Source organism: Thermosporothrix sp. COM3, assembly GCF_059696735.1.
Genome location: NZ_AP019376.1, coordinates 7,195,324 through 7,220,449, shown reverse-complemented (window position 1 = coordinate 7,220,449; position 25,126 = coordinate 7,195,324). Strand labels below are relative to the sequence as shown.

Sequence of the window (25,126 nt, the reverse complement as noted above, 5' to 3'; positions counted from 1 at the left end):
AGCTTCCTAACTTCCTGTCCCCTGATAATGGCGAATCCCGATGCGCCAGAGCAGCGAGGAGAGGAAGGCAAAGACAACAGCACAGATTGGAGAAAGAAATGCAACAAACGCGGGAAAGCCAAACGGCAATGGTCTCCCTAGAATATAGCAAGTCGGAAAGTACGCACCAAAAGCGATAGGCACGATAAACGTAAAGAAACGCTGTAACAGATCATTATATATAGTGAGAGGATATTGCATCATCTCACGTCCACCGTGCGTCACCATATTGATAAGTTCGGTTGTTTCCACCGTCCAGAAGCAAATCACCGCACCAATAAGAAAAAGCGCTAGAAAAATCGTTGCTGTGCTTAGAACGCCCAGAAACAGCACAAGCACTTTATCCAGCGTCCAGAGACTACGCGGAAGCAGCACCAGGGCCAGACAAAACACCAGAATGCCCTGTGTCACACGCCCGAACTTGCGCAGCGTGAACTCGCTTCCAAGCACCTGAAGGAAAACGCTATTCGGACGCAACAGGAAGCGGTCAAAAGACCCCTGCCGAATGATCAGCGAGAAATGATCAATGCCCTCCCCAAACACATCAGCCAGTCCGAAACTGGTATAGGTAAGAGAACAGAGCAAAAGGACCTCACCTACTTTCCAATCCAGCAAGGAAGGGAATGGGATAAAGTAGAGCAACAGAGCCACAAACTCCAGACCTGTCATCAACAGGTAGGCACCAATATCAGCAAGTAGGTTGAGCTTATACTGAAACTGTGACCGCACCTGAAGCTCCAGAAAATGCCCATATAGACGCAGATCATCAAACACATTTTGAAGCATGTTCTTCTCCTATCCTCCCTGCACAATGACACGACGCGTAGCACGCGCTGTCAGAAAGCGCATGACAAGGATCATTCCGACACTCCAGCACAGCAAACTGACAAAAGCCCACCCCATTTGTGCGGGGCTCACCTTGCCCAGTAATACCTGGATTGGAAAGTTCATCAGACCATTAAAGGGGAGGACTTGTGCCAGCCCATAGAGCCACCCCGGCAGGAAATACAACGGGATATAGGAACCGGCAAAGAATAACGCCACCGTGACCGCCAACCAGACCATTGCCCGCGCCTCCACTATCCAGAACGCAATGATGTTGTAGAGGTAGCGATAGGCTATCCCCAGGACAATCGCCAGCAGAAACGCCAGCACGAAGATCAGCAGCTGCAAAGACCCGGCAGGGAAACCGAGATTGAATAACAATGTTCCAGCAATATAAATTGGTACTCCCCGAAAGAGCGTGTAATACAGGCTGCGTCCCAGTTCACGGCTGAACCAGTACCAACAGAAATCACACGGCTTACTCAGATCTGAGACAACTTCACCTGTACGAATGGTGTTCATGAGGTCATACCAGGCGAACGGCATAACGACCATCAGGAGCGCTTGTGCCAGCCAGGTATAGCGCAATGTATCCGTCACTGTATACCCGTCAACAGATTGCCTGGCATGATGCAGTGCGATGATTACAAAGCTAAACAGAGAGCCAAAAAACGTATTTGTTATCAGACCCGCAATATTTGCCCAACGATATGCCAGTTGCCTCCGAAACGAGGCAAGAGCAACATGGAAATAAAAAGGGAACATAATCTCTCACCTTGCCTTTTTTTGTTCGATGCGCAAACAGAAGCCACTGTCGCACTCCTGGAAGAGGGCAACGTGCTCCAGATGCGTATTTCAGGACAACACTTAAGTGGATGGATCTTTTGAGGGCATGCGGAAACACAGGATAGTGAGGAACCATCCTGTTCAATTGCACAACAAAGGTAAGGACCTGGGATTATAGCATACTACTCATGGGCTGTCAATTATTTTGCCTCATGCGTTTGCTGATCAGAGCCTTTTTGCGGTTCTTCCTGCTGCGAGTTTAATAAAGGAACTGATGGCGGCTGCTCACGAGGAGTCTGTTCGTGAAGAGGGGTCGTCATTCTCTTACTCGGGTGCGCCCGCTCTGCCGGGAGCTGCTGATGATAATACAGGCGATTAGAGAGTAACGCATGATTGGCATTCATCGCTACCTGCATCGACTCAACTATCTGTCCAAGTTGCTCTATACTTTGAAACAGCTCATGGATCTGGGCACTGCTGGAAAAAGGAGAAGCCTGTTCGCGCTGTAGATCTTCACGGATACTGTGGAATTGCATGGTCAGATAATTCTCTACATCTCTGAACCATCCCTCAAATGTCTGATGCAGCGTTGAAAGTCGTCGCTCCAGCACTTTATCAACAACCTCGGCAATATCATCCCAGGGTATCTCGGTCTGCACCTCAATCGTGTCATAATCGGTGGCATGGTGTTCATGATGCTCACCTTCGCCATCATAGTGAGAGGAGAGATGCTGATTAAAAAGCTCCTCGATTGCAAGGAGCTGTGCCGCGAGCGCGTTTTCCGTTGTTCCTTGAAACTGCTGTCGTTGTTGTTCTAGTTGTCGCTCCATACTCTGCGTCATATCTCGCCGCCAGGATGTGTGCTGCTGCTTCATTTGCTCGTTCCATTGATGCTGTTGCGTGTTCAAACGCTGCGTCAGAGTGCGATACATGTCTTGTTGAAAAGAGGATAAGCGCTGCTCTAGCTCGCGTCGAAGCCCACTGAGGCGCTGATCAAATGTATGTTCCAGCTCTCGGCGATGAACAGACAATCGTTGCTCAAGTATTGTGTTAAACGCCTGTAACTCATCTTGCGTAAACGCCATGAACAATCCCCCTCCTCTTGCATTCTGGCAGCTTACTAACGTATGATGCCAGTATAAGTTTACCTGAACGTGATGTCAATGAGCGCCTGTTAGAACGCCAGAGATGGCTATTTTCCAGGAGGAATATATATGCCTCGGGCTATAGACTTTCATGTACATCTTCCAACGACGGAATTTATGCAGGTCACGCTTGGCCCCTATGCAAAGGCCGCCGAACGCTATTTTCGCACCGAAGTTCGGCTCAAGGACATCGAACAGATCGCGGCTGATTATGCCGAACAGGATATCATTGGCGTACTCCTTGCCTGGGATGCGGAAACTGCGACCGGGCTTCCGCCACTGGGCAATGACTATATCGCCGCCATCGTTAATCGGTACCCGGATCAGTTCATCGGCTTTGCCAGCGTCGATCCCCACAAAGGCAGGGCAGCCATCAAAGAAATAGAGCGGGCCGTCAAAGAGCTTGGCCTGGCAGGCGCGAAATTTCACCCGGGCGTACAGGCCTTCTATCCCAATGATCCACAGTTCTACCCCCTGATGGAGAAGATTCAAGAGTTGCGCATACCTGCCCTCTTCCATACAGGGACGAACGGTCTGGGCGCAGGAACCCCCGGCGGCATGGGCATTAAGCTTGACTACACCCGCCCGATTTATCTCGATACACTTGCCGCCGATTTCCCTGACCTTATTATTATAGGCGCACACCCATCCTGGCCCTGGCACGAAGAGATGATCGCCATTATGCAACATAAGACCAATGTGTATAATGACCTTTCTGGATGGGTACCCAAACGCATCCCACAAGAGCTGCTTAAAGTAGCCGCCACGCGCCTTCAGGACCGCTTTCTCTTTGGCTCTGACTATCCATTTATTACGCCGCAACGCTGGTTTAAAGACTTCGATACACTGAACTACTTCACGCCTGAAGTACGAGATAAACTACTCTGGAAAAATGCCCAGAAGCTCTTAGCACATACGCGCGTCGCGCAAATGGAATTTAGCAGTGCCGTTCAAGCTTCGTAGACAGTTACCCGAGAGCAGAGAGCACGATTTCACTCTGCTCTCCCTATGGAATCCTCCTCCTACAACTTTTCGCCCTCCAAAAATAGCCTCTTCTCACGTCTAGCCCAAAAAGATCATTCTGTTGCAGGATTGCAGAAGATCAGCTTATCCTACAAAGGGGAGACCACGCGAAATCGTCGCGACAAAACGGCTCAGTTTTTCATCAATATATTCAAACAAGTATACATTTTACCAATAACTCCAAAAGACTATGTCAGAAGGAAGATCAATTTATGTCAGCACATGGACGCGACAACAACCACAAGCCTTCTTTCCGCTTTAACAAAAAGCTCCATCTTCCAATCATTCTCTTGGCTATACTTAGTGCCTCGCTCTGGGCTGTTGGCTCCTTTGCCGCAGGTATTGCCGCTGCTGAAGACGAAAAGAACAGAGCGCTGACCATTACACCAACGCCTGGCCCATCACCAACAATAGTATTTACACCCACTCCAACACCAACCATTGAGCCGACACCCAGCCCGACAATTACCGGCGATTCAACGCCGATTGGCAATCCGGGCAACATTCCCAATGTGATTACCAATGGCAGTCGCAACCGGCTTGAAATCGCTCTGACATTCGATGATGGCCCCCATCCCCAGTACACGCCTCAGGTCCTTCAGATTCTCAAGCGCTATAACATTAAAGCGACTTTTTTCTGTCTGGGCCAAATGATACAGGAGAATCCTGACCTTGTCAGACAGGAACACCAAGCGGGCCATGTGGTCGCCAGCCATAGCTGGAGCCACCCCGATCTCACTACACTTTCAATGGACCAGCTACAAAAAGAACTGAAAAATACATCTGATTTAATCTATAACACTATCGGTGAGCGTCCAACTCTGGTACGACCTCCCTACGGAAGCTACAACAATAACGTCGTACAGGTAGCAAACAGCCTTTCCGAAAAAATCATCATCTGGGATGTTGATACCAACGATTGGCAGCGCAAAGGCGTTGACTCGATCGTAAACACCGCTTTTCAGGAAGCAGGAAAAGGTTCTATCATTCTGATGCATGACGCTGGCGGAGAGCGCTCGCAAACAATAGCCGCCCTGCCACGCATTATTGAGGGCTTAAAGGCGCGTGGCTATAGCTTCGTCACTGTCCCTGAGCTGCTCTCACATATGGGATAAGATCATCCTGAGAGACTATCATTTCACAGATAGTCTCTCTTCTTTCAGCACTTATTCCCCTTCTTGTAAAATGATAAGATACAAGGATAAAAAGGCATCTACTACATGCTTCAAGGAGGGCAAACCACATGAGCGAGCTGGAACACCTTCTCCCCCTTCAGAATACCCTTGGTGAGGGCCCTCGCTGGAATGAGGTCACACAGCGCCTGTACTGGGTCGATATCGTCAACAAATGTTACTACCACTACACACCCGCTACCGGCCACTATGAGCAGATCCATGTCGGCACCCAGATCGGGACACTGGCATTTCGAGAGCAAGGCAATCTGATTCTGGCGACGCAGGAGGGCTTCGCTTTCTGGGATGAACAAACCCGACAGCTTCACCACCTGATAAACCCCGAGGCGGAGAAACCCCATATGCGCTTCAATGATGGAGCTGTTGACTGCCAGGGACGCTTCTGGGCTGGCAGCATGGATGAATATGAACAAGAGGATATTGGCACCCTCTACCGGCTTGATCCTGATGGTTCACTTCATATAATCCTTACTAATCTGGGAATCTCCAACGGGATTGGCTGGAATCCCGACAACACCATCATGTATTTTATCGACTCCCCACGCCGTACTATTTCCGCATTCGATTTCAATGCCACCACCGGCACCATCTCCAACGAGCGTCCCCTTGTAACTATCACTGATGCAGGCACCATCCCCGACGGGTTAACCGTTGACAGCGAAGGGGGCATCTGGTGTGCTCACTGGGGAGGAGCAAAGATCGTGCGCTATACACCAGATGGCGAGGTTGAACGCATCATCCCGATCCCAGCGCCCCATGTTACAAGCTGCACCTTCGGCGGCCCACGTATGGATGAGCTCTATATTACAACCGCCCGCAAAGCTCTCTCCACCGAACAACTGGCTCGTTCCCCCTTCTCCGGTGACCTGTTCCGTCTGAAGGTTGGCATTCGGGGACTTCCCGTCTACCGTTTTAAAGGATAATGCACACACAACAGGGCCTTTCTCTCAAGGTCCTGTTCTCTGGATATATCGGCACAGACGGGAACTATTGACCAGCTTTCATCGTCTCCTCAAATAGGTATATCTCTATCTGCTTTATCAACATTCAAGACTGAACATTTGGGAGTTTCTATACGATGAAAAAAATCAGGTTGCCGAAAACGAGAAAAGCTCGTGTTCTCTACGGGATAGGAGGAAGTCTTCTCATCCTGATTCTTCTAGTTATTGCTATCAACACGATCAATCATCTCTCAAGAGGACGGACGATCCAGTCTACTATTCTTCCGTCCAGCATCCAGACCGATTCAAGTACTGGCAAACCCACACTGACAAACACCAACGGCAAAAACGCTATGCCGCCCTCAAAAGAGCAGACAGACACCCCATCCACTACCACCCCGCAACAGCTCATCAAAAGCCTGAATGTCTCAATGGAGTTTCAGGACCCAACGAAGACAGCAAAAGAGCTGGAGCACTGGATTATGCAGACCGATCCTAAAGCCAGCAGCGAAGGCATTCAATATCAACGCTCATATACATCTGCATACGTCATCACAATGACCTTTTCGGTGCAGGCAAACATCTACCCACAAGTACGGGCCTATTTAACCGACTATGCCAAACAACATCAGGGACAACTGCTGTCTCTCCAGGAGGCCATTCAAGATGTGACAGATAGCACAATTGATCTAAAATCCCGAATCAAGAATCTGGAAGTTGAGCGGGACCGCCTGAACACACTAATGAAGCAGGCAACCGAGATGGCTGATATTCTTGCCATAGAGGAAAAGCTATCAACGGTTGAAACTGATATCGAGCGCTATCAAACGCAACTCGATTCCCTATCCAAGCAAACGACAATGTATCCAGTGACGATCACCCTGTCACCTCTAAACACAACAGTTCCCACAACGCCCGATACCCCTTCCTGGAATATTGGCGAGGTGTTCGCGGAGGCATGGAGTGCGTCTCTGGAATTTGCTCAGACATTAATCAGTATTGTCATCTGGCTCCTGGCCTTCAGCATCTACCTGATTCCGCTCGCGCTCATTGTCTGGTTGATTCGAATGTTCCAGAAAAAACGTGTTCAGACCATCGCTCCCAAGATAGCGACAACCGCACCGGTGGAACCCCATACCTTCGAGCCAGCAGAGCCCGATAACGAGAAACAGCCTGCTGAACTCACTAAATAATATCGAAAACAAGGGAGTAGAGCGTGCAGCCTCCACTCCCTGCCCTCTTCTCTTGCTATAATACGGCAAAACAAAGAAGAGAAGGAGAACACCGTTTTGCAACAAGAGCAACTCACAACCTACCTTCAGCGACAGCAGCATATCAGCGAAGAAGAGGCATTATGGCACCCGCTACGCATGCAGCTAAACTGCTATCTGATCCAGGAGCTTCCCCCGCTTGAGTTGGTAACCTCGGTCCGGTGCATCGTCTTTCAAGAGGAACAGGTTCTTGTCGTCAAAGATCCTTTCAACGTGCATATTCAGCCAGGCGGAAGGCGCGAGCAAGGAGAAAGTCTGGAAGAGTCATTGCGGCGCGAACTCCTTGAAGAGACCGGTTGGGAGATCCAACAACCCTCGCTTCTGGGAGTCAAGCATTTTCACCATATAACCCCCAGACCGGAAAACTACCAGCACCCTTATCCTGACTTCCTGCAACTCGTCTATTGTGCCCGGGCAACGCTCTATAGACCAGAAGCAAAAGAGGTTGACGGCTTTGAACTCGGGGCGGATTTCCTCCCTGTTGCTGAGGTGAAACAGCTTACCCTGACTGCCAACGAGCGCATTTTCCTGGAAACCGCGCTACAAACACTCGGCATTTGCGACTAGTGTCTAAGCAAGCGCGTCAAGCATCGCCCGAATAAAGCCGACAGCAACCGCAACCCAGTCGAATTCCCGGGTCCAGGCCACCCATTCCTGCTGGGTTGGCCATCCGGGTCGATAGCGGCTCACCATCTCGCGAGGCATCATAATCGCCCACTTACTCCCCTCACCCAGACCACCCGGGGTCAGACGAACACAGATATTAAAGACATTCTCCTGTGGCAAGCGCTTTTTCCAATCAGGCATTGTCTTCAGCAGCGCCTCCTGTCTCCACTGTGTAAACAGGACTGGCTTCTCTTCCCCGGCCTCCTGACGCACCGTCGTCACCTGCCCGAGTACAACCGAGCGCTCCCACTCAGGAAATCGCAGCCAGACCGAATAGCGATACTCATTCAGCCCCATCGCCACCAGAAACGCCTCACGTCCTTCGCGGGTTAAACGTCGTTCAGTATCATTCTGCCAGAACTGCACCATTGCATCGAGTCGTTTTCGTTTCTCTGCTTCACTGGCCTTTGCCAGCGGCCCCGTAGCCGATGGATATTCCATATTCGCTCTTCCTTTCAGCCTCTATTCCAGTGCTCTAGAACCAGCGGGCATCTCCCGTTGTAACCAGTCCTGCAAATCGAGAGATAAAGGTGCAACAAAGGTTCGTTCTTGCTTTTCAGGATAATGTCTCACAGTGATACTTCTTGCATGTAAGAACTGACGTGTCAGGCCAAGCTGTTTAGCCTGCTCCGTCGCATAGAGCTGATCGCCGACAATCGCCCATCCAATTGCCGCGAGATGAGCGCGTATCTGATGCGTTCTCCCTGTGATTGGATGCACGTTCAGCAACGCAAAGCCACGCTCAACAGCCAGTACCGTACAGGCTGTCAGCGCGTCCTGCCCACCCTCAATGACAACGCAGCGCCGATAATCCTCGGGATCACGCCCCAGAGGGCCCTGAATCACAAATTCGCAGCCCTGGCATATCACCTGATCTGGCGATCCTTCTAACGGCACAAGCTCTCTATTCTGGCTGATTGAGACCGTACAGGCCGTTCGAGGGCGCGTCCACTCGGGTGCCCCCCGAGACACAACCGCAAGATAGCTCTTCTGAATCGAGCGCTCCTCAAACTGTTTGACCAGAAAACGGCGCGAACGCTCTGTACGAGCCAGTAATACCACGCCCGAGGTATCCTTATCCAGACGATGTAACAAACAAGGACGAGGCAGCAGCCCTTCTTCTCGTTCGATCCTCTCATACATCTTTTGCCGCAGCATAGCCTGCACCTCAAGCGGCGCTTGTGCCCACTCCGGTTTATCTGGCGGTCGAGGAGGCGTCCAGCTCTCTTGCTCCTGACAGGCCAGCAGTGCTAAGATAGCATCCCACATCGTGCCATCTGCATGCTTATATGTCGGATGAATAACCAGCCCTGCCGGTTTATTCACAGCAAGGAGATAGTGATCTTGATAAATTACCGGGATATGAACCATTTCCATGAGCTGAGTATAGATTTCCAGAAAAAGAGCGTCAATAGGGAGAGTGAACCAATAGTCCTGGTATACCAAACAGGGCAGGGAAGCGGGGTCAGAAATCAGGTGCGTGCCCCTGGTTCTGGCATATCTCTACTACCGTATTTTCCTCCATGTACAAGCATGATAGAATGGTAACAAACATTTGCTAAGAAACACTATTGCAAGCAAATAAAGAGGTCATAATACATGTCATCAATTCGCTATTTTGAAGAGCCGACATTGCGAAATCCCATTGCTATTGTGGCGTTCAGCGGCTGGAATGATGCAGCCGAATCAGCCACAACAGTAATGAATCATCTCATCAACCTCTGGGCACCAACAAAAATAGCCGAGATAGAGAACGAGGACTTTTTTGTCTATACGGAGACCAGACCAACCCTCAAGTACGTCGAGAGAGGACGACGTGAGGTGATCTGGCCTACACATCGTTTTCTCGTTCATCGTGATCCAGAGCGCGACCGGGATATCATCCTCTTTCTTGGCCCCGAACCACAGTTGAAGTGGAAGACGTTCAGTAAAGCATTCCTGGAGGTCTGCCATCACTTCCACGTGTCGGAAATCGTGTTTCTTGGCGCTCTTCTTGCAGACATTCCCCATTCTATCAATGTTCCTGTTACCGGCTCTTCAGAAGATGCAGCCATTCAGCAGCGACTTCGCTCGTTTGATCTGCCAGCTTCCGATTATGAAGGCCCTACAGGTATTGTTGGGGTCCTGCATGAAGCCTGTCAGCAGGAAAATATCGACGCTGTGAGCTTCTGGGCTGCCGCTCCGAACTACCTTGACACCGCGCCCAACATCAAAGTCGCCGCGGCCTTGCTCACCTACCTGAACAGGTATCTGGAACTTGATCTGAACCTGAGTGTTGTCTATGCAGAGGCCGAGCGCTTTGAACAGCAGGTTACCGAAATGGTTGAAAGCGATCCCGAAGCCAGCGAATACGTTCGCCAGCTAGAGGAACAGATGGATGAGGATGAGGAAGAGGATACCATATCCATATCTTTCAAACCAGATTTCCTTGAGGAAAGTAGCCCCCTGCCACAGGCAGACCTGATTATTCGCGAGATCGAAGAACTACTTCGGAAAGAACGCGAAAAGAAACCGCAAAAACACTACGATGATGATGAAAAGGATTGCGAATGAATAAAGAGCTCTACAGTCTGAAAGAGATTCTTCATCCGCGTTCTGTCGCCATTCTGGGAGCCTCCCGCGCTCCCCAGAAATGGGGGCATGTTGCCGCCAAACAACTGATTCAGGGCGGCTTTCAAGGCGACATTTATCTGATAAACCCGACCAGCAAGGAGATCCTCGGGCGTCCAGTCTATCCTTCACTGCTCGACGTTCCAGGACCTGTTGATCTGGCCGTCATCGCAACCGCATTTCCCCATGTTCCTCAAGCCGTTGACGATTGTATTGCACATGGCGTCAAAGGTATCGTCATTATTACAGCAGGCTTTAGCGAAACCGGCCCCGAAGGGCGTGAGCTTGAACAGAAGCTGGTCGCTCGCTGCCGTGAGCACGGCATTCGGATTATCGGCAGCAATTGCATGGGGTTGTACGTTCATCAGTCAAAGGTCAACGCACTCGGCATGATCTTTCCGCTACCTGAAGGCCCCATTGGCCTCGTCTCACAGAGCGGAAACCTGGGAATGTATTTCTACGCACAGGCCCATCTCGACGGTCTGGGCTTTACCACCTTCCTGAGCCTGGGCAACGCAGTTGATGTCAATTTCCCTGAGTGCATGCAGTATCTGGCCGACGACCCGAACACAACCGTAATCGCGGGCTATGTTGAAGCCATTGAGGAAGAGACGTTGCGCCAGGTTACGAAAGAGATGTACGACCGAGGACACTACAAACCAGTCGTGATCCTGCTCAGCGGCGCAACAGAAGTCGGTGTACGCGCTGCTCTGGCACATACCGGTTCACATGCCACTGTGCGTCCGGATCATGATACCAGTCTGCTTGGCAGCGGCGTTGTGCGCGTGATTCGCTCAGACGAGCTTTTCCCGGTCGCTCAGGCGCTAGCAACACAGCCCCCCACGCCACATGGCGGACGGCGCATCGCGATTATCGGTGATGGGGGTGGTAGCTCGGTCGCGACCGGCGATGCAGTCATCCGCGCCGGACTGGAAGTGCCCATTCTCAGCGAGGAAACGCAGCAAAAACTCCGAGCCCTGATGCCCGCCCGCGCTACCTCTACCAATCCGGTCGATGTCGCAGGTGCCGCTGATGAGGATCCGCTTTCTTTCGCGCATCTGGCCGAGGTCTGTGTCAAAGATCCTGATATCGATGGCGTTATTATTACGGGCCTCTTCGGAGGCTATCGCTGGCTCCTTTCCGAAGAGTTTGGACCACGCGAGGAGGCCGCAGCGCGAGCAATCGGTGAGTTGGTTCGCCAGTATCAGAAACCAATCCTGATCCAGACCATCTACGCACGCCACGATATCCCGGCGCTCCATATTCTGCGCGAAGAACGCGTGCCCTATTACGAGTCCGTTGAGATTACCTGCCGGGCTATGGCCGCGCTCTCCGAAGTCGGACAATTTCTGGAAAAGCAACAACAAGAAGCATAAAAAAGCATACAGCGTTCAGAGGGAGGCGTGAACACGCTCATGCCTTCCTCTGCTTTCTGCTTTATATCTCAAAGGTCGCTTGTATGCGCCGCGTAATAGCATACGCCTCACTGACCATGCGCTCTATCAGCTCTCGCGTTGTTGGTATATCATGGATCAGGCCCGTCACCTGTCCCGCCCAGACAAACCCTTCATCCAACGCTCCCGCAAGCGCCGCCCGAACATTGACCGAGCCACGAATATAGGGCAACAGACGCTGGACACGCTCTTCAGCAGGCAGAGCGTCCTGCTCCATCTCCTTTTCAACCTGAAGAATCTGCTCGACCCGGGTACCCTTGAGTGCTCGTGCAGGCCGTCCGATCGCTCGTTCAATGATCAGTGTATCGGTTTCCTGCGCCTCGATCAGCGCTTGCTGATAGTGTGGATGTGCGTTGCTCTCCTGTACCGCCACAAAGCGTGTTCCAAGCTCGACCCCATCAGCTCCCAGAGCCAGCGCAGCAGCCAACCCACGTCCATCAGCGATACCACCACTTGCCAGCACCGGAATCCTGACAGACTCGATCACGCGTGGCGTCAAAACCATTGTACCGATATCGTCACGTCCGAGATGACCTCCCCCTTCAAAGCCGACTGCAATCACAGCATCCGCTCCAAGCGCTTCGGCCTTCTTCGCAGCACGTACACCCGCAACCAGCACCATTGTCTTCACCATCACCCCACTTTGCTGTATCCGTTTCAGGAGTTTCTCAGGGTTTCCGCCTGTAATGCTGATTACAGCAGGCTTCTCTTCCAGAGCGGCATCAAGAAAGGGTTCCAGAGGAATGTGGCCGATCGGAAAATTAACACCGAAGGGCTTATTGGTCAAACGGCGAGCTTTCTGAATATTCTCCCGCAACTCCTGTGGCGTTTGAAAACAGGCACAGCCAATCTGCCCCAGACCTCCGGCATTGGAAACTGCGGCCGCCAGTTCAGCGAAGGAAAGATGCGCCAGACCACCCTGCACAATGGGATAGCGAACTCCCACCAGTTCCGTAAAGCGCGTCTGCATTCGTTCGGGCAATTGTACCATTCTTCTCTATACCTCTTTCTGAAATAAAAACGTGCCTGAAACGTTCTATCACATTTCAGGCACACCAATCAATTGTGGTTCAAATCGCATTATCTTTTTCTACATCAGAAGAGCGAGCCCGAGTACAAAAAGCAATACAATCACTATCAGCAGAGCGAAAAGCAGTACGGTAATCCTGCGGACATAGACCTTTGCCATGCTCCCCTCTGAACCGAGCATGTCATAGTATTCCTCTTCTGCAACCACCTCCTGGCTTAATGCTATCAACTCGCGAGTATGTTCAACTGGTTTTAAAGCCCCTTTTGCGTGCAAGTACATATTAAATCGCACACCAGCCACGATTAATAACACGGGCATTACCAGTCCTAATAAGCCAAGCCAGTTCATGATTTCACCGTCCCTCTGGCACGCAGCCAGAACTACAGGGGCTCGTATTTCAGCATATCTATTCATTTTGACGCTGAAGCGATGCAAAAATAAAAAAAGAAGGTCGTCTTTCAACGATCTTTTTCGAGATGACGACCTTCTTACTTGCTTTTTTACTGGATAAATCGCTTCTTACTGCTTACAACACAGCGGTTACTTTGCGCGAGGTCCCCTCACGCAAGAAGCCAAGCACGATCCGGTCTCCCGCTCCATGACTGCGAACGACCTGCTGTAGATCTTTTGGCTCAGCCACTACATGTTCATCAGCCGAAACAATCACATCCCGTCGCCTCAATTGTGCCCGCTCAGCAGGACTCTCACGCCGCACCTCTACAATCTCCATACCATAACGAGAGCGCAATCGATACTTTTGTCTCAGTGCCTCATCAATCAGCACTCGCATACCGCCAACTCCAAGCGAGACCCCAGATAGCGACGCTGCCTCCTGCTTCTGCATAATCCGCACAATCGCATCTTTGACCGTCTCTAACGGCACCGAGAAGCCAAGCCCCTGCGCCATCGGCATCATTGCCGTCGTAATGCCAACGACGCGCCCCAGACTATCAACCAGCGGGCCGCCGGAATTGCCGGGATTGATAGAGGTATCCGTTTGAATAAGATGTTCCATCTTATACTTGCCGGGTACATCCAGTGTGCGATCAAGGGCACTGACCACACCAGCCGTAACTGTCCAGTTCAATCCATAGGGATTCCCGACCGCAACCACCAATTGCCCTACCCGCAAAGGAGCTTTCCCAAGTTCAGCAACGGGAAGCCGATCGGCCCCAATACGCAGAATCGCAACATCTACTGAAGGATCACTTCCTACAAGACCTGCATCAAAGGTGCGCCCGTCGGCCAGCGTCACCCGAATTCGGCGAGCATATTCGACCACGTGCGCATTCGTGAGGATCTGTCCATCTGAGGAATAGATGAAGCCGGAACCAATGCCGCCCCCATATTCAGGGCGAGCCGTAAACCGCCCGTACCGCTCATGCTCAACGTCTATCCGTACCACGGCAGGGCCCACACGCTCCGCCGCAGTGATAACCGCGTGAGAATAAGCGTCAAGCGCTTCCGTATCTTTCTCGAAGATTGCCATAGCTGGTACCATACCTTCTTTGTGGAACCATCATCAGTACCGATATGTGCGAGGCTATGACTCTCCTATTTCTCTCAAGTGATCTCTATTGTATCACAAAGCAGCATGCGCAAGCCCGAAAAACAAGCTACTACCACAAATCGGAAATACCTTATAATATGTATTTAAACGGAACACAACCAATTCTATCCACTCTTCTGTTGTAAGAGAAGAGCCAATCAGAGAAGGAGTCTTACACTCAATGTCCCGGCAACAATTTTCTCAACAGCTTCGTCGTGAACGGGAACTCCGTGGCTGGTCACAGGCAAGACTGGCCGCAGAACTGGGAACAACCCCAAATACAGTGAGTGCATGGGAACGAGGTATTTCCCTTCCCTCTCCCTTTTTCCGGGAAAAGCTCTGTGCGCTCCTGGAAAGAAACGCGCAAGAAATGGGACTTATTCAAGCTGAAGCCAAAGAAGAAGCCTTGCAAGACATATCATATACAACTATTGAGATCCCTTCTAATGAGCAAAAACCAATTGAGCAAACAATCTTCTCTCACAAGACAGCACCAACAAATGTAGCACCCCAAATTATCAATCGGCCGCTGGATATACCCGAAGAGACACGTCCTCCAGCCAACAAAAAAGCCCGAAAGCTTCTGCTCCTCACCGCTATTCTGCTTATTCTCTCACTCCTCATCGGGGCAGGGAGTATCTACCTGACAGCGCAACAGCCGAATCCCTATACGCAAAAAGGCACCCTCGTTCTGGAAGATACACTCGCAGCCCAGAACGTGCATCTCAACTGGCAGGAAGGGTGGAATGAAAACCATGCAAGCTGCCAGTTTCGTAGAGAGGCTTATTTCTCTTATCAGCCGCTAGAGGGCTTTTTCCATGCCTGCATAGCCCAGGCAACCAATTATCAGAATTTCGCCTATGAGGTCGAGATGACACTGCTCTCGGGCGATTATGGCGGTCTCATCTTTCGCTCAATGAACAGTATTGACTCAAAGTACTATCTCTTCCGCATCCATACAGATGGCCGTTATGCACTCAAACTCTATATTGATAAAGTAGACGACCATGCGCCGATGCTGGCAGAGGGAACCTCGGCAGCGATTCGTACAGGTATAGCCCAGACGAACCTGCTTGCCGTCGTCGCCGACAAGGAGACGATTTCCCTGTATGCCAATCATCAGAAACTCGCCACCATTCAGAACAACACATATACACATGGACAAATAGGACTTTTTGCGGGCAACGAAATGCAGGCACCTGCTGAAGGCTTTTTCCGCAATCTCAAAGTCTGGACATGGTAGAGGCCACTTTATTTTGTAGAGGAAGGAGTTAGGACACTACTGATTGCAGACGTGAGCGCTTGAATCGTGAACGGCTTTTCAATCACCCCGGCCTGAGGCGCGACCCGCAAGGCAAGCGCCACTTCTGAAGGAGCGGCAGCCGTACAGAAAATCAGGGGAAGAGAGCGCGTCTCAGGATGTGCTTGCAAGGAACGCAAAACGTCCAATCCATCAATATTGGGAAGGTGGAGGTCCAGAATCAGGACATCAATCGGCAATATTGGTCGAGCCACACTCACGCTCTTTTCCCGCCTGCCAATGGGAGAGGTGAGAGCAGCCAGGCACTCCCGTGGATGCTCATAGATTGTGACCTGATGCCCTGCATATTGCAGCATCGTTGCACAGAGACGAGCAATACGCACATTATCTTCGAGTAAACCGACCTGCGCCATGATTCCAGAACTTCTATACTGCTTTTGTCTTCACAGTGAAGATTGTAATGTTTCAATGCATATTCTGTCAAGCGGAGCCCCTTTCGGTGTAAGAAGGCTCGACGCCACCCCATCTATGCAGTACAATCTTACGTAGCGCTTACTATTTCAACAGAGAAACCAGGCGGAATAACGATCTATGAGTGAACAGAATCCAGCATCCCCAATCAGTGTCGTACGCTATGGAATGGGCAAAGAGATTCGGCTGTACAAAGATGAACTGGTAATTACCGGGCAAGAGGTTGAGACGGAGACACGAGTATATCTTCAGGACCTCAAACGGCTGATCCTCATGCCCGGAGACCCCAATCCATCAAAGCTCATCCTCATGGCTGATCTGGTGGATGACACAACAGTGATGCTCGCTGAAGGAATGACCAACGCAAAGGACTTTCGGGCTATGTTACCGCAACTACTGGAACTGCATCCAGACTTGCAGCTTGATCCACCCGATATGATTGAGCAGCTTCGGCAGGCACTTAACACACGCCGTGCATGGACACTGACTTGCTATGGAGCCATTGTTCTTGTATGCATCTTTCTTTACGTGCTTTACCTTGTAGTCGCATATTTAGGCGCTCATCGTCCATAATCCAACCTTGAGAGGTGCAGCCTGTCTACTCCTCTCAAGGTCAGCAACACTTACTCTTCAGCATTCTCTTTCGTCTCGGCAAGACGCACAGCCCTTCGGCGCCGCCGACTCCTTGTCAGCACCCAGTAGAGCGCCACGAAGAGGACAAGTATGAGCACCCAGAACAGAATACGGCTGAATGACCAGCCACCATTCATCCCGGGGAACAGATAAACGTCATTTGCAGTTGCAGCAAAAAGTTGTGAGTAGTTCTCAGCACCCAGAGCAAAGGCATAGACGATCGTTCCCTTAGGCAAACCTCCAGCGATCAAATTCCAGCTCTGACCGCCATCATTGCTCCGAAAGGCGCCCTTGTTCGTGCCGATATAGAGCGGCGTCTTATCGTTTCGGAAATCAACCAGCAGGGCCAACACTTTGGCCCCGGTTAAAGGAATTTTACCAGTCTTCCAGGTTTCTCCCTGATCCTGGGAGATATACAGCCCCTTATCGGTACCTGCATAGACCAACCGCTCCTGTCCTCCTCCTGCCGCAGCGGGAAGCACCACATTGACCGCCGTGTTAGCAGGCAGATTATGCTGAAAAGAGCGCCACAAGCCCCCTTGGTCGTCCGAACGGAATACACCGGCAGTAGTAGTAGCCCATATCTGCCGGGCGGATGGGTCATATGCAAGATACTTGATCGCAGCATTTGTGGGAAGCCCCTGGCTGACGGCCTTCCAGGATGTCCCTTTATCCGCGCTAACAAAAATACCATGCCCCGCAGTTCCAACATAGACACGGTTAGAACGTCGGTCATCAAACAAGATAGAGGTATATCGATCAGCAGGTAAGCCCATCTGTTGCGTCGAAATAAGCGTCCACTTCTGCCCCTCATCCGTGCTCACAAACAAGCCCTTCTCGGTGGCCGCGTACAGCTTCTCTCCAGGGATATCAAAGGCGAGAGCCAGTACCGGATTTGGCTTTGACCAGCCCTGTCCCCGTTCTGTCCATTGTTGCCCACCATCGGCGCTGACAAAAAGCGTACCCTGCTCATCAGCAGCATAGATTGAGGCTGGTTTGGCGGGATTCACAGCGAGGACGCGCACCGCATGTTTCTGCAAATTGCTGAGTTGCCATGCTCCACCACCAAGTGCACCACCATCAGTGCAGGCAGAAAGCAGCAGTATCAATAGCAGGGCCGGCAAAAGGACATAAACGTGCATCACTGGCCGCCTGTGCGCTTTCACGTCCCTGTAGAGCGCCTGTAACATCTGAATTTGAACCTTCACTCCGCTCTCCTTCATTCAGAGAATGAGCTGTATTTCTTCGCCTCTATTGTGTTGACGAGCACAATAGTAGACGTGTGCAGCAGTTATAATGTCTTCCAGAGCAATTCCTACCCCCTTATAAAGGGTAATCGCATCGGGCGTTTCACGCCAGGGTATATCAATGCTTACAATCTCAGAAAGCTCATGCACCTCGCTCAAGTCAAAAAGCCCCTCATTCGCTGGAATAATCAAATCCCCGGCCTCGACACAGGCCTGCTCCAACGAATCAGTGACGACCAACGAGCAATGTTGGATCGTCGCGCTATCCAGTTCGCGCCTCTGGGCCCAATTGGAACCAATGGCGTTTATATGGCATCCGGGCTTGAGCCATGCCCCTTCAAATACCGGATAGCGTGACGTCGTCGCTGTGATAAGAATATCGGCATATTCTACCGCCTCTTTTGCAGTAAGGACAGGCCTGACATCAAGATTGAGCAGGTGAGACATTTCCTGGCAAAAGAGCTCACGAACAGATTGCTGTCTGCAATACACCAGGACAGTGGAGAGTGCTGGAAGCAGAGCGCACACACCCATGAGTTGCGTAACAGCTTGCTTGCCCGCCCCGATCAGTCCGACGATATGCGCATCCGGTCTGGCAAGATATTTCGTCGCCAGCGCGCTCGCCGCTCCAGTCCGCATCGCCCCAAGCCATTCAGCCTCTATGATAGCAAGCAAGCTTCCATCATGGGCACTAAAGAGAAGGACAACAGAGCGCACACCTTCCCTGAAGGCTGTATAGGTTTTATATCCCAGAACACCAAAAGTTGGAGCAGCCGCGGCTTGCGTATTCAACACTCCATTCGGAATCATAATGCGGCTGCGCGGCTGATTCACAACCATTCCCTGTGATTGGGCGTTGAACGCCTCCTCCAGCACCGCCACCGTATCATGCATGCTCAATAGAGAGCGCACATCATCTTCACGCAAAATCAACGCCATACAATAACACTCAGGAATGCTTTATAGCTTACTTTCCTTACGAATAATGCGACGAATATACACAACAGATTCCTGCATCTCATAGCCCTTTGGCAGCTTGATCTGTTTGCTACTCTGAGGGAAGAGTGTATCTTTAACCTCATTCAACACAGGAAGCGCCTGTTGCGTTGTTTTGGCAGCCGGGATCAGACGGCTCAGCAGGTTGCGCCGCAATAGTTCCAACCCGACGCCCAAAGCCAGTGCCCCGACACCAGCAGCAACACTCTTCGGAACTACAGGATTCTGTAAAACGGCCGGTAAGCGAGACGTGACAGGGACAATACCGCGAGATGGTGTCGCTAATTCAGCACCACACTGCTGACAATGCGTTTCCTCTGCTGCATTTTCAAACTGACATTGAGAACACTTCATCTATAGCCTCCTCACGAGGTGCTCTTTCTGTTTTTCAATATCTCAGCAATAGCCTCTATAACAATAGCGTTTTCCTCGATGGTATTATAGAAGTACGGCGAGATTCTCAATAAACCGGAATAACAGTCTACAATAATATTACGAGCAAGCAGTTCTTTCAGCATATCCTGAGGTCGCTCGACTTCCAGAGCAACAATAGGGCTCCGCCGCTCCTGTTCCAGCGGGGCATGCACCTTCCAGCCCAGCTCACGCGCCCGAGCAATCAAATCATTACTCAAATAGCGCGAACGCTCACAAATGCTCTCAACGCTTGCCTCAAGGACCATATCCAGGCCGCCATTCGCGGCATAGATAGCGGCCATCGCAGGCGTTCCCAACTCGATGCGTCGGGCATCACTCCGAAACACCAGTTCCTCTATGCGATACTGAAACTGCTCCTGATGACCAAACCAACTGGCAATTGTCGGCCAGAACGACGAGAGCAGCCCTTCACGAATGTAGACAAACGCCAGTCCCGGGCCACCCATCAACCATGCCTGAGTACTGGTCACCAGAAAATCGACATCCAGTGCGTTCACATTCACAGGAATCAAACCAGTGCCCAGATAGTCATCAACTAATACATACGCACCATGACGATGCGCTGTATCAGCAACAGCACGAATATCCTGTATATAGCCACTGGCACCATACACACGCGAGGTCGCGACCAACACGGTCTGCTCATCTACAACCTCTTCAAACAATTCCGATGGCACATAGACCCGATCCGGGCTTCTCACAAACTGGCACTCAACGCCATAACGCCTCTTTGCCAGCCACTGGTAAGCCAGAGAAGGGAACTCCATATCCGAAAGGACAACCTTCTTCCGCTGGCTGTAATCAAGAGCAGATGCAATAGAACTCAGGGCAACAGAGACACTGGGGGCTATCGCAACCTCATGCTCCTGCGCCCCGATAATGGAAGCAAATCGGTTACGTGCTCTGGCAACTTCTTCAAGCCAGAGATCCTGCCGTGCCTGGCTTCCCCATTCATTCCAGGTGTCCAGAAACCGGGTCACGTTCTGAGATGAACGCCGAGAAAGCGCCCCACAAGAGCAACTGCTGAAATAAGTCTTGCGCTGCAAGATAGGGAACTCATTACGATATAGAAGGAGTTCAGGATGTTCTAGTGCTGGAGGGACGGGATATTGCATCCTGGAATCGCCCAAAGTCATCAACGCTAACTCCTTTTAACGATTAGTGCTTTGCCAGTCTCTACCGAGAAACTCACCCTGCTTGTATAGGGACGCATTCTATTCACTTATTTTAACAGAGGCTACCTAAAATTCACATCCCTTTCCTTCTGGCCCGTATCTCTATTCCTATTCCGAGCATAAAAAAAGGCCTCTGCTCAAGGCAGAGACCATCAATAGCTTATAAGTTTGATTACTTCGCAAATTTGGCAGCAAGCTCACGAGCTCCCGGCTCAACCAGAATAGAGCCATCAGGAAACACAATCGTCGGCACGACGCGCTTTCCACCATTCAGCTTCACAACCAGCTCGGCAGCGCTCTCATCCTGCTCAATGTCAATTTCATCATAAGCGATGCCATGGGAGTCGAACCAGCGCTTGGCGAAACGGCAATCGCCACACCATGTGGTTGAATACATTACAATCTTTGTGTCGTTCTTTTCCTGAATTGTTTCGGCCACGGAAAAAACTCCTTGAAAGCTATAGTTATAAGCGAGGGATGCTTCCTCAAGAGTTACAACGTATAGCAAAGCCGATCTATTCCCCCAAAAGAACGTCAGCGGCCAAACATGGCTACTTGCCTGGCTCTACTGGCGATGGAGAGCCCCAACCACCACCTCCCGGAGTGGCGATAATCAGGCGGTCTCCCGGTTGCACTCGGAGATGGACCTTCCCGGGTAGCACCGTTTCTTTTCCCTCGCTTAGCAGCCGATTTTCGCCCTTTGCGCCGGGCTCCCCTCCCTGTAGTCCATAAGGGGCAAAACGCCTGCGATCGGACAGCAAGGTCACCTCGGTAGGCACCTCAAATTGTATCTCACGCACCAATCCATCGCCTCCACAGGCCGCACCCACGCCACCGGAGCCCTCACGCAGTTGATAACGCATGATCCGCATCGGATAGGCATACTCAAACGCCTCAACAGGTGTGTTCAGCGTGTTACTCATATGGACATGAACTCCCGAAAGTCCGGATTGCCCGAGACTGGCCCCCATCCCGCCTCCCATCGTCTCATAGTAGGCAAATGGCTGTTGCGTACGCGGATCGAAACCACCCGCCGTAATATTATTCATGGTCCCCTGACCGGCTGCGGGAATCGTTGCCGGGAGAACCTGTGCCAGAGCTCCCAGCACAACATCTGTAATCCGCTGCGATGTTTCCACATTTCCCTGGGCGACAGCCGCGGGAGGCCGTGCATGAACAACCGTTCCCTCAGGAGCCAGTACGGTAACAGGCGCAAAAGTACCTGCATTGGTTGGCGCATCTGAAGGCATCAGACAACGCACGACATAATACACTGCCGATCTGGTCACCGCTGCGACCGTATTCACATTGCCCCGCGTCTGAGGGCTACTTCCACTGAAATCGACAGTAATATGTTTTCCCTGTACCGTCACAGCCACGCGAATCATCACAGGCTCATCAGTAACGCCATCATCATCTAAATAGTCGACAAAATAATAGGTCCCATCAGGAATCGCTTCAATGGCGGCTTCGGTAATGCGTTGTGCATAGGCAATAAGCGCATCTATATGGGCCTCCAGCACCTGTATTCCCCATCTCTCAACCAATTCCTGTAAACGCCTGCCAGCCGTCCGATTTGCCGCTATCTGGGCCGCCAGATCACCGCGTCGCTCGTCAGGAGTCCGAATATTGCGCAAAATCAACGAAAGTAAGGGCTGATTCAGCCGCCCTGCATCCCATAACTTGGAAGGAGGAATAATTACCCCCTCTTGATACACCTCGGTTGCAAGTGGCATCGAACCAGGTGAAATCCCTCCAACATCGGAATGATGTGCCCTGTTCGCCGCGAATCCAATCAAACGTTGCTTTCCCTCAACCTCGACATAAATCGGCGCAATCAAAGTGATATCGGGAAGATGCGACCCACCCAGATAGGGATCATTCAAAATAACGACATCACCGGGCGCAAACTCTGTAAACGCAGCCAGCGCAGAGGCCACAGAATCGGGCATTGCTCCCAGATGCACAGGCATATGATCTCCCTGAGCAATCAGTCTACCACGTATATCAAAGAGCGCACAGGAAAAATCACGCCTCTCCTTGATATTTGGCGAATAGCTACTCAGAGTGAGTACTGTTCCCATTTCCTCAGCAATAGCAGTCAGAGCGCTACGAAAGATTTCCAGACTAACAGGCGTTACATTTGGCGTCTTTCCCATGACTATTGCTCCTTCATTTGTTCAAGCAGAAGATTCCCTGTCATATCAACCCGTAAGCGCCACGCAGGCGGTACCACGGTCGTTGTATCATATTGCACAATAATTGCAGGCCCCGAGAGTTCGGTATCAACAGCCAGAACAGACCGCTCATAAATCGGCACAACAAAAGGCATTGCTCCAGTCTCCGAAGGGAATAGAGCCGTCCGATATGCAAATGGCTGTATCTCGTTCGTGTTCTGGGCCTTTCGACTCTCAAGGGCTGGTTTATGGGCTTTTCCTCGTGCCTTCAAACGCACATTCACCACCTGAACGCGCTCATTCGGGTCACAGTAACCAAAGCGCTGCTCATGAGCCATATGAAATCGCTGGACAGCCTCAACAATGGAACCAGTAAAGGGAACAAATAATTCATAGGATTGTCCGATATAGCGCATATCTAAGTAGCGCTCGAGCACAATATCTTGCTCAGCAATTCCTTCACGCAGAAGATCCGCATGCCCTTGTGCTTCCAAAGACGCTAGAGCGTCGATTATGGGCTGTTGAGCCTCTTCGACAGGAACCATGATAGTCTGCACATAATCTTTTAGCGTATCGGCGACAAGCATTCCCAGAGCTGACAGTACTCCTGGTGTCGTTGGAATGAGCACTCGAGGGATCCCTAATGCTGCCGCCAGTTCACAAGCGTGTAACGGACCAGCTCCACCAAATGCAACAAGGACACAATCACGAGGGTCGCTGCCCCGAGCAACCGAGATCACGCGAATAGCTGCTTCCATATTGGCATTCACGACACGAATAATACCCAGAGCGGCCTCTTCGACTGTTGTTTCCAGACGAAGCGCGATCTTCTCTACTGCATTTCTTGCTCGCTGGACATCAAGCGACATCGTGCCACCAAGAAAAGCCTCAGGGATCAACCTGCCAAGAACAACATTCGCGTCTGTCACTGTTGCTTCCGTTCCACCCAGACCATATGCTGCCGGGCCGGGAGATGCGCCAGCAGAAACAGGCCCAACTTTCAGAGCACCACCGACATCGAACCAGGCGATACTACCACCACCCGAACCAACTGTATGAATATCAATCATCGGCAACTTTGAGGGATACCCCCCAACCGAACCCGATGTCGTTTCGTTGATACCACCATCAATCAAGGCGACATCGGTTGAGGTTCCGCCGATATCAAAGGAGATCGCTTTCTGAAAGCCGGAAAGCCGTGCAACATAGGCTGCGCCAACCACACCAGCCGCAGGCCCGGAAAGCAATGTACGAGCCGCTTCCTTCCGCGCGGTTGTACAGGAAATAGAGCCACCATTTGACTGCATAATCCGAAAGGTGATTCCCGAGGGCAGCTTCTCTTCCAGAGAGGCCAGATATCGGCTCATTAGCGGGCCAACATAGGCATTGAGTACGGTTGTACTGGTTCGCTCATACTCACGAAACTCCGGTACAACCTCAGAAGATGCGGAGACAAAATAACCGGCCTTTCGTGCAGCATCAGCCACCGCTTGCTCATGCGTCGGGTTGGCAAAGCTAAAGAGCAATGAGATAGCAACCGACTCAACGCCGGCCGCATGGAGGGTACGCAAAGCCTGTTCCAGCGTCATCTGATCCAGAGGGAGTATCTCTTCTCCTCGCTCATTCAACCGCTCTATAACCTCAACGCGCAACGAACGAGGCACCAGGGGAGGCTGTTTCTGAACCCGCAAATTATAGATCTCAGGTCGAGTCTGGCGCCCAATTTCCAGCACATCTCGAAACCCTGCGGTCGTAATTAACCCTGTAACCGCTCCCTTTCGCTCAAGAACCGCATTCGCAGCTACTGTAGAACCATGAATCAAAACGCGCAACTCATCAAAAATACCGAGGTCATTCAATCCACGGAGAATCGCTTTTGATGGATCATCGGGTGTAGAAAGCACCTTGTGGACTCGCAACGCACCTTTCTGGAGCACCACAATATCGGTAAAAGTTCCGCCAGTATCAACACCAACCAGACGCGTAACCATTGCCTTACTCCTTCCCCTTCAATAACAGGTTCTCGGGCGCCGATCTCTCCCTCTTCTATAGCGACAGGATCAAAAAGAAAAGGGAACATATGATTCCAGCAAAAGAGGAACAATGAATTATAGTACACGTTTCCCCAATCTGGCGCTATACTTTAGCAACAATTTGGCCTGTATCATTAGCCAAAAAGGGATACACGAATAATACTCT

At 51.2% G+C, this 25,126-nt stretch carries 25 protein-coding genes; 9 read left to right on the top strand and 16 right to left on the bottom strand.

All coding sequences use genetic code 11. The features are described 5' to 3' along the window. Positions 1 to 6: 6 nt before the first annotated feature. The 3 genes from KTH_RS30905 to KTH_RS30895 all read right to left on the bottom strand — a co-directional run bounded on the left by KTH_RS30905 (position 7) and on the right by KTH_RS30895 (position 2,735). A complete protein-coding gene (locus KTH_RS30905) occupies positions 7 to 825 on the bottom strand; it encodes an ABC transporter permease (protein ID WP_497622749.1) in 819 nt (272 codons plus the stop codon). A gap of 9 nt (positions 826 to 834) precedes the next feature. Beyond that, a complete protein-coding gene (locus KTH_RS30900) occupies positions 835 to 1,629 on the bottom strand; it encodes an ABC transporter permease (protein ID WP_497622747.1) in 795 nt (264 codons plus the stop codon). Between the two features lie 221 nt (positions 1,630 to 1,850). Beyond that, complete coding sequence (locus KTH_RS30895; protein ID WP_497622745.1) at positions 1,851 to 2,735, bottom strand: hypothetical protein; 885 nt, start codon at positions 2,733 to 2,735, stop codon at positions 1,851 to 1,853. 129 nt (positions 2,736 to 2,864) lie between these two features. Here KTH_RS30895 and KTH_RS30890 point away from each other — a divergent pair, with 129 nt between their 5' ends. The 5 genes from KTH_RS30890 to KTH_RS30870 all read left to right on the top strand — a co-directional run bounded on the left by KTH_RS30890 (position 2,865) and on the right by KTH_RS30870 (position 7,790). Continuing rightward, the gene (locus KTH_RS30890) at positions 2,865 to 3,758 is read left to right on the top strand and encodes an amidohydrolase family protein (protein WP_497622743.1); all 894 of its coding nucleotides are present in this window, start codon (positions 2,865 to 2,867) and stop codon (positions 3,756 to 3,758) included. Between the two features lie 272 nt (positions 3,759 to 4,030). Then, a complete protein-coding gene (locus KTH_RS30885; RefSeq protein WP_497622741.1) occupies positions 4,031 to 4,933 on the top strand; it encodes a polysaccharide deacetylase family protein in 903 nt (300 codons plus the stop codon). Between the two features lie 128 nt (positions 4,934 to 5,061). Continuing rightward, the gene (locus KTH_RS30880; protein ID WP_497622739.1) at positions 5,062 to 5,934 is read left to right on the top strand and encodes an SMP-30/gluconolactonase/LRE family protein; all 873 of its coding nucleotides are present in this window, start codon (positions 5,062 to 5,064) and stop codon (positions 5,932 to 5,934) included. 155 nt (positions 5,935 to 6,089) lie between these two features. Beyond that, complete coding sequence (locus KTH_RS30875; RefSeq protein WP_497622737.1) at positions 6,090 to 7,145, top strand: DUF4349 domain-containing protein; 1,056 nt, start codon at positions 6,090 to 6,092, stop codon at positions 7,143 to 7,145. 96 nt (positions 7,146 to 7,241) lie between these two features. After that, complete coding sequence (locus tag KTH_RS30870; RefSeq protein WP_497622735.1) at positions 7,242 to 7,790, top strand: NUDIX hydrolase; 549 nt, start codon at positions 7,242 to 7,244, stop codon at positions 7,788 to 7,790. A gap of 3 nt (positions 7,791 to 7,793) precedes the next feature. On the opposite strand, the gene KTH_RS30865 is transcribed toward KTH_RS30870, so the two are convergent. Beyond that, entirely contained in the window at positions 7,794 to 8,330 is a 537-nt protein-coding gene (locus KTH_RS30865) for a hypothetical protein (protein ID WP_497622734.1), read from the bottom strand. Between the two features lie 21 nt (positions 8,331 to 8,351). Then, the gene (locus tag KTH_RS30860) at positions 8,352 to 9,266 is read right to left on the bottom strand and encodes an RluA family pseudouridine synthase (RefSeq protein WP_497622732.1); all 915 of its coding nucleotides are present in this window, start codon (positions 9,264 to 9,266) and stop codon (positions 8,352 to 8,354) included. A gap of 222 nt (positions 9,267 to 9,488) precedes the next feature. Here KTH_RS30860 and KTH_RS30855 point away from each other — a divergent pair, with 222 nt between their 5' ends. Next, positions 9,489 to 10,442 (top strand): PAC2 family protein, encoded by a 954-nt coding sequence (locus tag KTH_RS30855; protein ID WP_497622730.1) that lies wholly within the window; start codon positions 9,489 to 9,491, stop codon positions 10,440 to 10,442. Continuing rightward, positions 10,439 to 11,875, top strand: coding sequence for an acetate--CoA ligase family protein (locus tag KTH_RS30850; protein WP_497622728.1), 1,437 nt, complete (start codon positions 10,439 to 10,441; stop codon positions 11,873 to 11,875). The genes KTH_RS30855 and KTH_RS30850 overlap by 4 nt, the downstream gene beginning before the upstream one ends. A gap of 61 nt (positions 11,876 to 11,936) precedes the next feature. Here KTH_RS30850 and KTH_RS30845 read toward each other — a convergent pair whose 3' ends face one another. From KTH_RS30845 to KTH_RS30835, 3 genes are all read right to left on the bottom strand, one after another. Then, positions 11,937 to 12,944, bottom strand: a complete 1,008-nt coding sequence (locus KTH_RS30845) for an NAD(P)H-dependent flavin oxidoreductase (protein ID WP_497622726.1) — start codon at positions 12,942 to 12,944, stop codon at positions 11,937 to 11,939. 99 nt (positions 12,945 to 13,043) lie between these two features. Beyond that, entirely contained in the window at positions 13,044 to 13,445 is a 402-nt protein-coding gene (locus KTH_RS30840) for a hypothetical protein (protein ID WP_497622724.1), read from the bottom strand. 64 nt (positions 13,446 to 13,509) lie between these two features. Next, the gene (locus KTH_RS30835; RefSeq protein ID WP_497622722.1) at positions 13,510 to 14,472 is read right to left on the bottom strand and encodes a S1C family serine protease; all 963 of its coding nucleotides are present in this window, start codon (positions 14,470 to 14,472) and stop codon (positions 13,510 to 13,512) included. A gap of 241 nt (positions 14,473 to 14,713) precedes the next feature. Here KTH_RS30835 and KTH_RS30830 point away from each other — a divergent pair, with 241 nt between their 5' ends. Continuing rightward, positions 14,714 to 15,775 (top strand): helix-turn-helix domain-containing protein, encoded by a 1,062-nt coding sequence (locus KTH_RS30830; RefSeq protein ID WP_497622721.1) that lies wholly within the window; start codon positions 14,714 to 14,716, stop codon positions 15,773 to 15,775. An 8-nt stretch (positions 15,776 to 15,783) separates the two neighbouring features. On the opposite strand, the gene KTH_RS30825 is transcribed toward KTH_RS30830, so the two are convergent. Continuing rightward, positions 15,784 to 16,206 (bottom strand): response regulator, encoded by a 423-nt coding sequence (locus KTH_RS30825; RefSeq protein ID WP_497622718.1) that lies wholly within the window; start codon positions 16,204 to 16,206, stop codon positions 15,784 to 15,786. 178 nt (positions 16,207 to 16,384) lie between these two features. On the opposite strand from KTH_RS30825, the gene KTH_RS30820 reads away from it, so the two are divergent. Next, positions 16,385 to 16,837, top strand: a complete 453-nt coding sequence (locus KTH_RS30820) for a hypothetical protein (protein WP_111321660.1) — start codon at positions 16,385 to 16,387, stop codon at positions 16,835 to 16,837. 50 nt (positions 16,838 to 16,887) lie between these two features. Here the strand turns inward: KTH_RS30820 and KTH_RS30815 are convergent, their stop codons facing one another. The 7 genes from KTH_RS30815 to KTH_RS30785 form a co-directional block, all read right to left on the bottom strand. Further along, positions 16,888 to 18,105 (bottom strand): WD40/YVTN/BNR-like repeat-containing protein, encoded by a 1,218-nt coding sequence (locus tag KTH_RS30815; RefSeq protein ID WP_497622716.1) that lies wholly within the window; start codon positions 18,103 to 18,105, stop codon positions 16,888 to 16,890. A 15-nt stretch (positions 18,106 to 18,120) separates the two neighbouring features. Further along, positions 18,121 to 19,083, bottom strand: coding sequence for an ornithine cyclodeaminase family protein (locus KTH_RS30810; protein ID WP_497622714.1), 963 nt, complete (start codon positions 19,081 to 19,083; stop codon positions 18,121 to 18,123). A gap of 21 nt (positions 19,084 to 19,104) precedes the next feature. Continuing rightward, positions 19,105 to 19,494: a hypothetical protein gene (locus KTH_RS30805; RefSeq protein WP_111321666.1), complete on the bottom strand. Its 390-nt coding sequence runs from the start codon at positions 19,492 to 19,494 to the stop codon at positions 19,105 to 19,107. 11 nt (positions 19,495 to 19,505) lie between these two features. Beyond that, a complete protein-coding gene (locus KTH_RS30800) occupies positions 19,506 to 20,711 on the bottom strand; it encodes an aminotransferase class V-fold PLP-dependent enzyme (protein WP_497622711.1) in 1,206 nt (401 codons plus the stop codon). A gap of 211 nt (positions 20,712 to 20,922) precedes the next feature. Next, positions 20,923 to 21,189 carry a mycoredoxin gene (locus KTH_RS30795; RefSeq protein ID WP_246046372.1) on the bottom strand — a complete coding sequence of 89 codons (267 nt, stop codon included), beginning with the start codon at positions 21,187 to 21,189 and terminating at the stop codon, positions 20,923 to 20,925. Positions 21,190 to 21,301: 112 nt separating this feature from the next. Further along, positions 21,302 to 22,909: a hydantoinase B/oxoprolinase family protein gene (locus tag KTH_RS30790; RefSeq protein WP_111321670.1), complete on the bottom strand. Its 1,608-nt coding sequence runs from the start codon at positions 22,907 to 22,909 to the stop codon at positions 21,302 to 21,304. Between the two features lie 2 nt (positions 22,910 to 22,911). Continuing rightward, positions 22,912 to 24,918 (bottom strand): hydantoinase/oxoprolinase family protein, encoded by a 2,007-nt coding sequence (locus tag KTH_RS30785; RefSeq protein WP_497622709.1) that lies wholly within the window; start codon positions 24,916 to 24,918, stop codon positions 22,912 to 22,914. Between the last annotated feature and the right edge of the window lie 208 nt (positions 24,919 to 25,126).

Excerpts from the sequence above, each read along its gene's own strand:
- KTH_RS30905 (WP_497622749.1), bottom strand. The coding sequence starts at position 825 with ATGCTTCAAAATGTGTTTGATGATCTGCGTCTATATGGGCATTTTCTG.
- KTH_RS30900 (WP_497622747.1), bottom strand. The coding sequence starts at position 1,629 with ATGTTCCCTTTTTATTTCCATGTTGCTCTTGCCTCGTTTCGGAGGCAA.
- KTH_RS30895 (WP_497622745.1), bottom strand. The coding sequence starts at position 2,735 with ATGGCGTTTACGCAAGATGAGTTACAGGCGTTTAACACAATACTTGAG.
- KTH_RS30890 (WP_497622743.1), top strand. The coding sequence starts at position 2,865 with ATGCCTCGGGCTATAGACTTTCATGTACATCTTCCAACGACGGAATTT.
- KTH_RS30885 (WP_497622741.1), top strand. The coding sequence starts at position 4,031 with ATGTCAGCACATGGACGCGACAACAACCACAAGCCTTCTTTCCGCTTT.
- KTH_RS30880 (WP_497622739.1), top strand. The coding sequence starts at position 5,062 with ATGAGCGAGCTGGAACACCTTCTCCCCCTTCAGAATACCCTTGGTGAG.
- KTH_RS30875 (WP_497622737.1), top strand. The coding sequence starts at position 6,090 with ATGAAAAAAATCAGGTTGCCGAAAACGAGAAAAGCTCGTGTTCTCTAC.
- KTH_RS30865 (WP_497622734.1), bottom strand. The coding sequence starts at position 8,330 with ATGGAATATCCATCGGCTACGGGGCCGCTGGCAAAGGCCAGTGAAGCA.
- KTH_RS30860 (WP_497622732.1), bottom strand. The coding sequence starts at position 9,266 with ATGGAAATGGTTCATATCCCGGTAATTTATCAAGATCACTATCTCCTT.
- KTH_RS30855 (WP_497622730.1), top strand. The coding sequence starts at position 9,489 with ATGTCATCAATTCGCTATTTTGAAGAGCCGACATTGCGAAATCCCATT.
- KTH_RS30850 (WP_497622728.1), top strand. The coding sequence starts at position 10,439 with ATGAATAAAGAGCTCTACAGTCTGAAAGAGATTCTTCATCCGCGTTCT.
- KTH_RS30845 (WP_497622726.1), bottom strand. The coding sequence starts at position 12,944 with ATGGTACAATTGCCCGAACGAATGCAGACGCGCTTTACGGAACTGGTG.
- KTH_RS30835 (WP_497622722.1), bottom strand. The coding sequence starts at position 14,472 with ATGGCAATCTTCGAGAAAGATACGGAAGCGCTTGACGCTTATTCTCAC.
- KTH_RS30830 (WP_497622721.1), top strand. The coding sequence starts at position 14,714 with ATGTCCCGGCAACAATTTTCTCAACAGCTTCGTCGTGAACGGGAACTC.
- KTH_RS30825 (WP_497622718.1), bottom strand. The coding sequence starts at position 16,206 with ATGGCGCAGGTCGGTTTACTCGAAGATAATGTGCGTATTGCTCGTCTC.
- KTH_RS30820 (WP_111321660.1), top strand. The coding sequence starts at position 16,385 with ATGAGTGAACAGAATCCAGCATCCCCAATCAGTGTCGTACGCTATGGA.
- KTH_RS30810 (WP_497622714.1), bottom strand. The coding sequence starts at position 19,083 with ATGGCGTTGATTTTGCGTGAAGATGATGTGCGCTCTCTATTGAGCATG.
- KTH_RS30805 (WP_111321666.1), bottom strand. The coding sequence starts at position 19,494 with ATGAAGTGTTCTCAATGTCAGTTTGAAAATGCAGCAGAGGAAACGCAT.
- KTH_RS30800 (WP_497622711.1), bottom strand. The coding sequence starts at position 20,711 with ATGACTTTGGGCGATTCCAGGATGCAATATCCCGTCCCTCCAGCACTA.
- KTH_RS30790 (WP_111321670.1), bottom strand. The coding sequence starts at position 22,909 with ATGGGAAAGACGCCAAATGTAACGCCTGTTAGTCTGGAAATCTTTCGT.
- KTH_RS30785 (WP_497622709.1), bottom strand. The coding sequence starts at position 24,918 with ATGGTTACGCGTCTGGTTGGTGTTGATACTGGCGGAACTTTTACCGAT.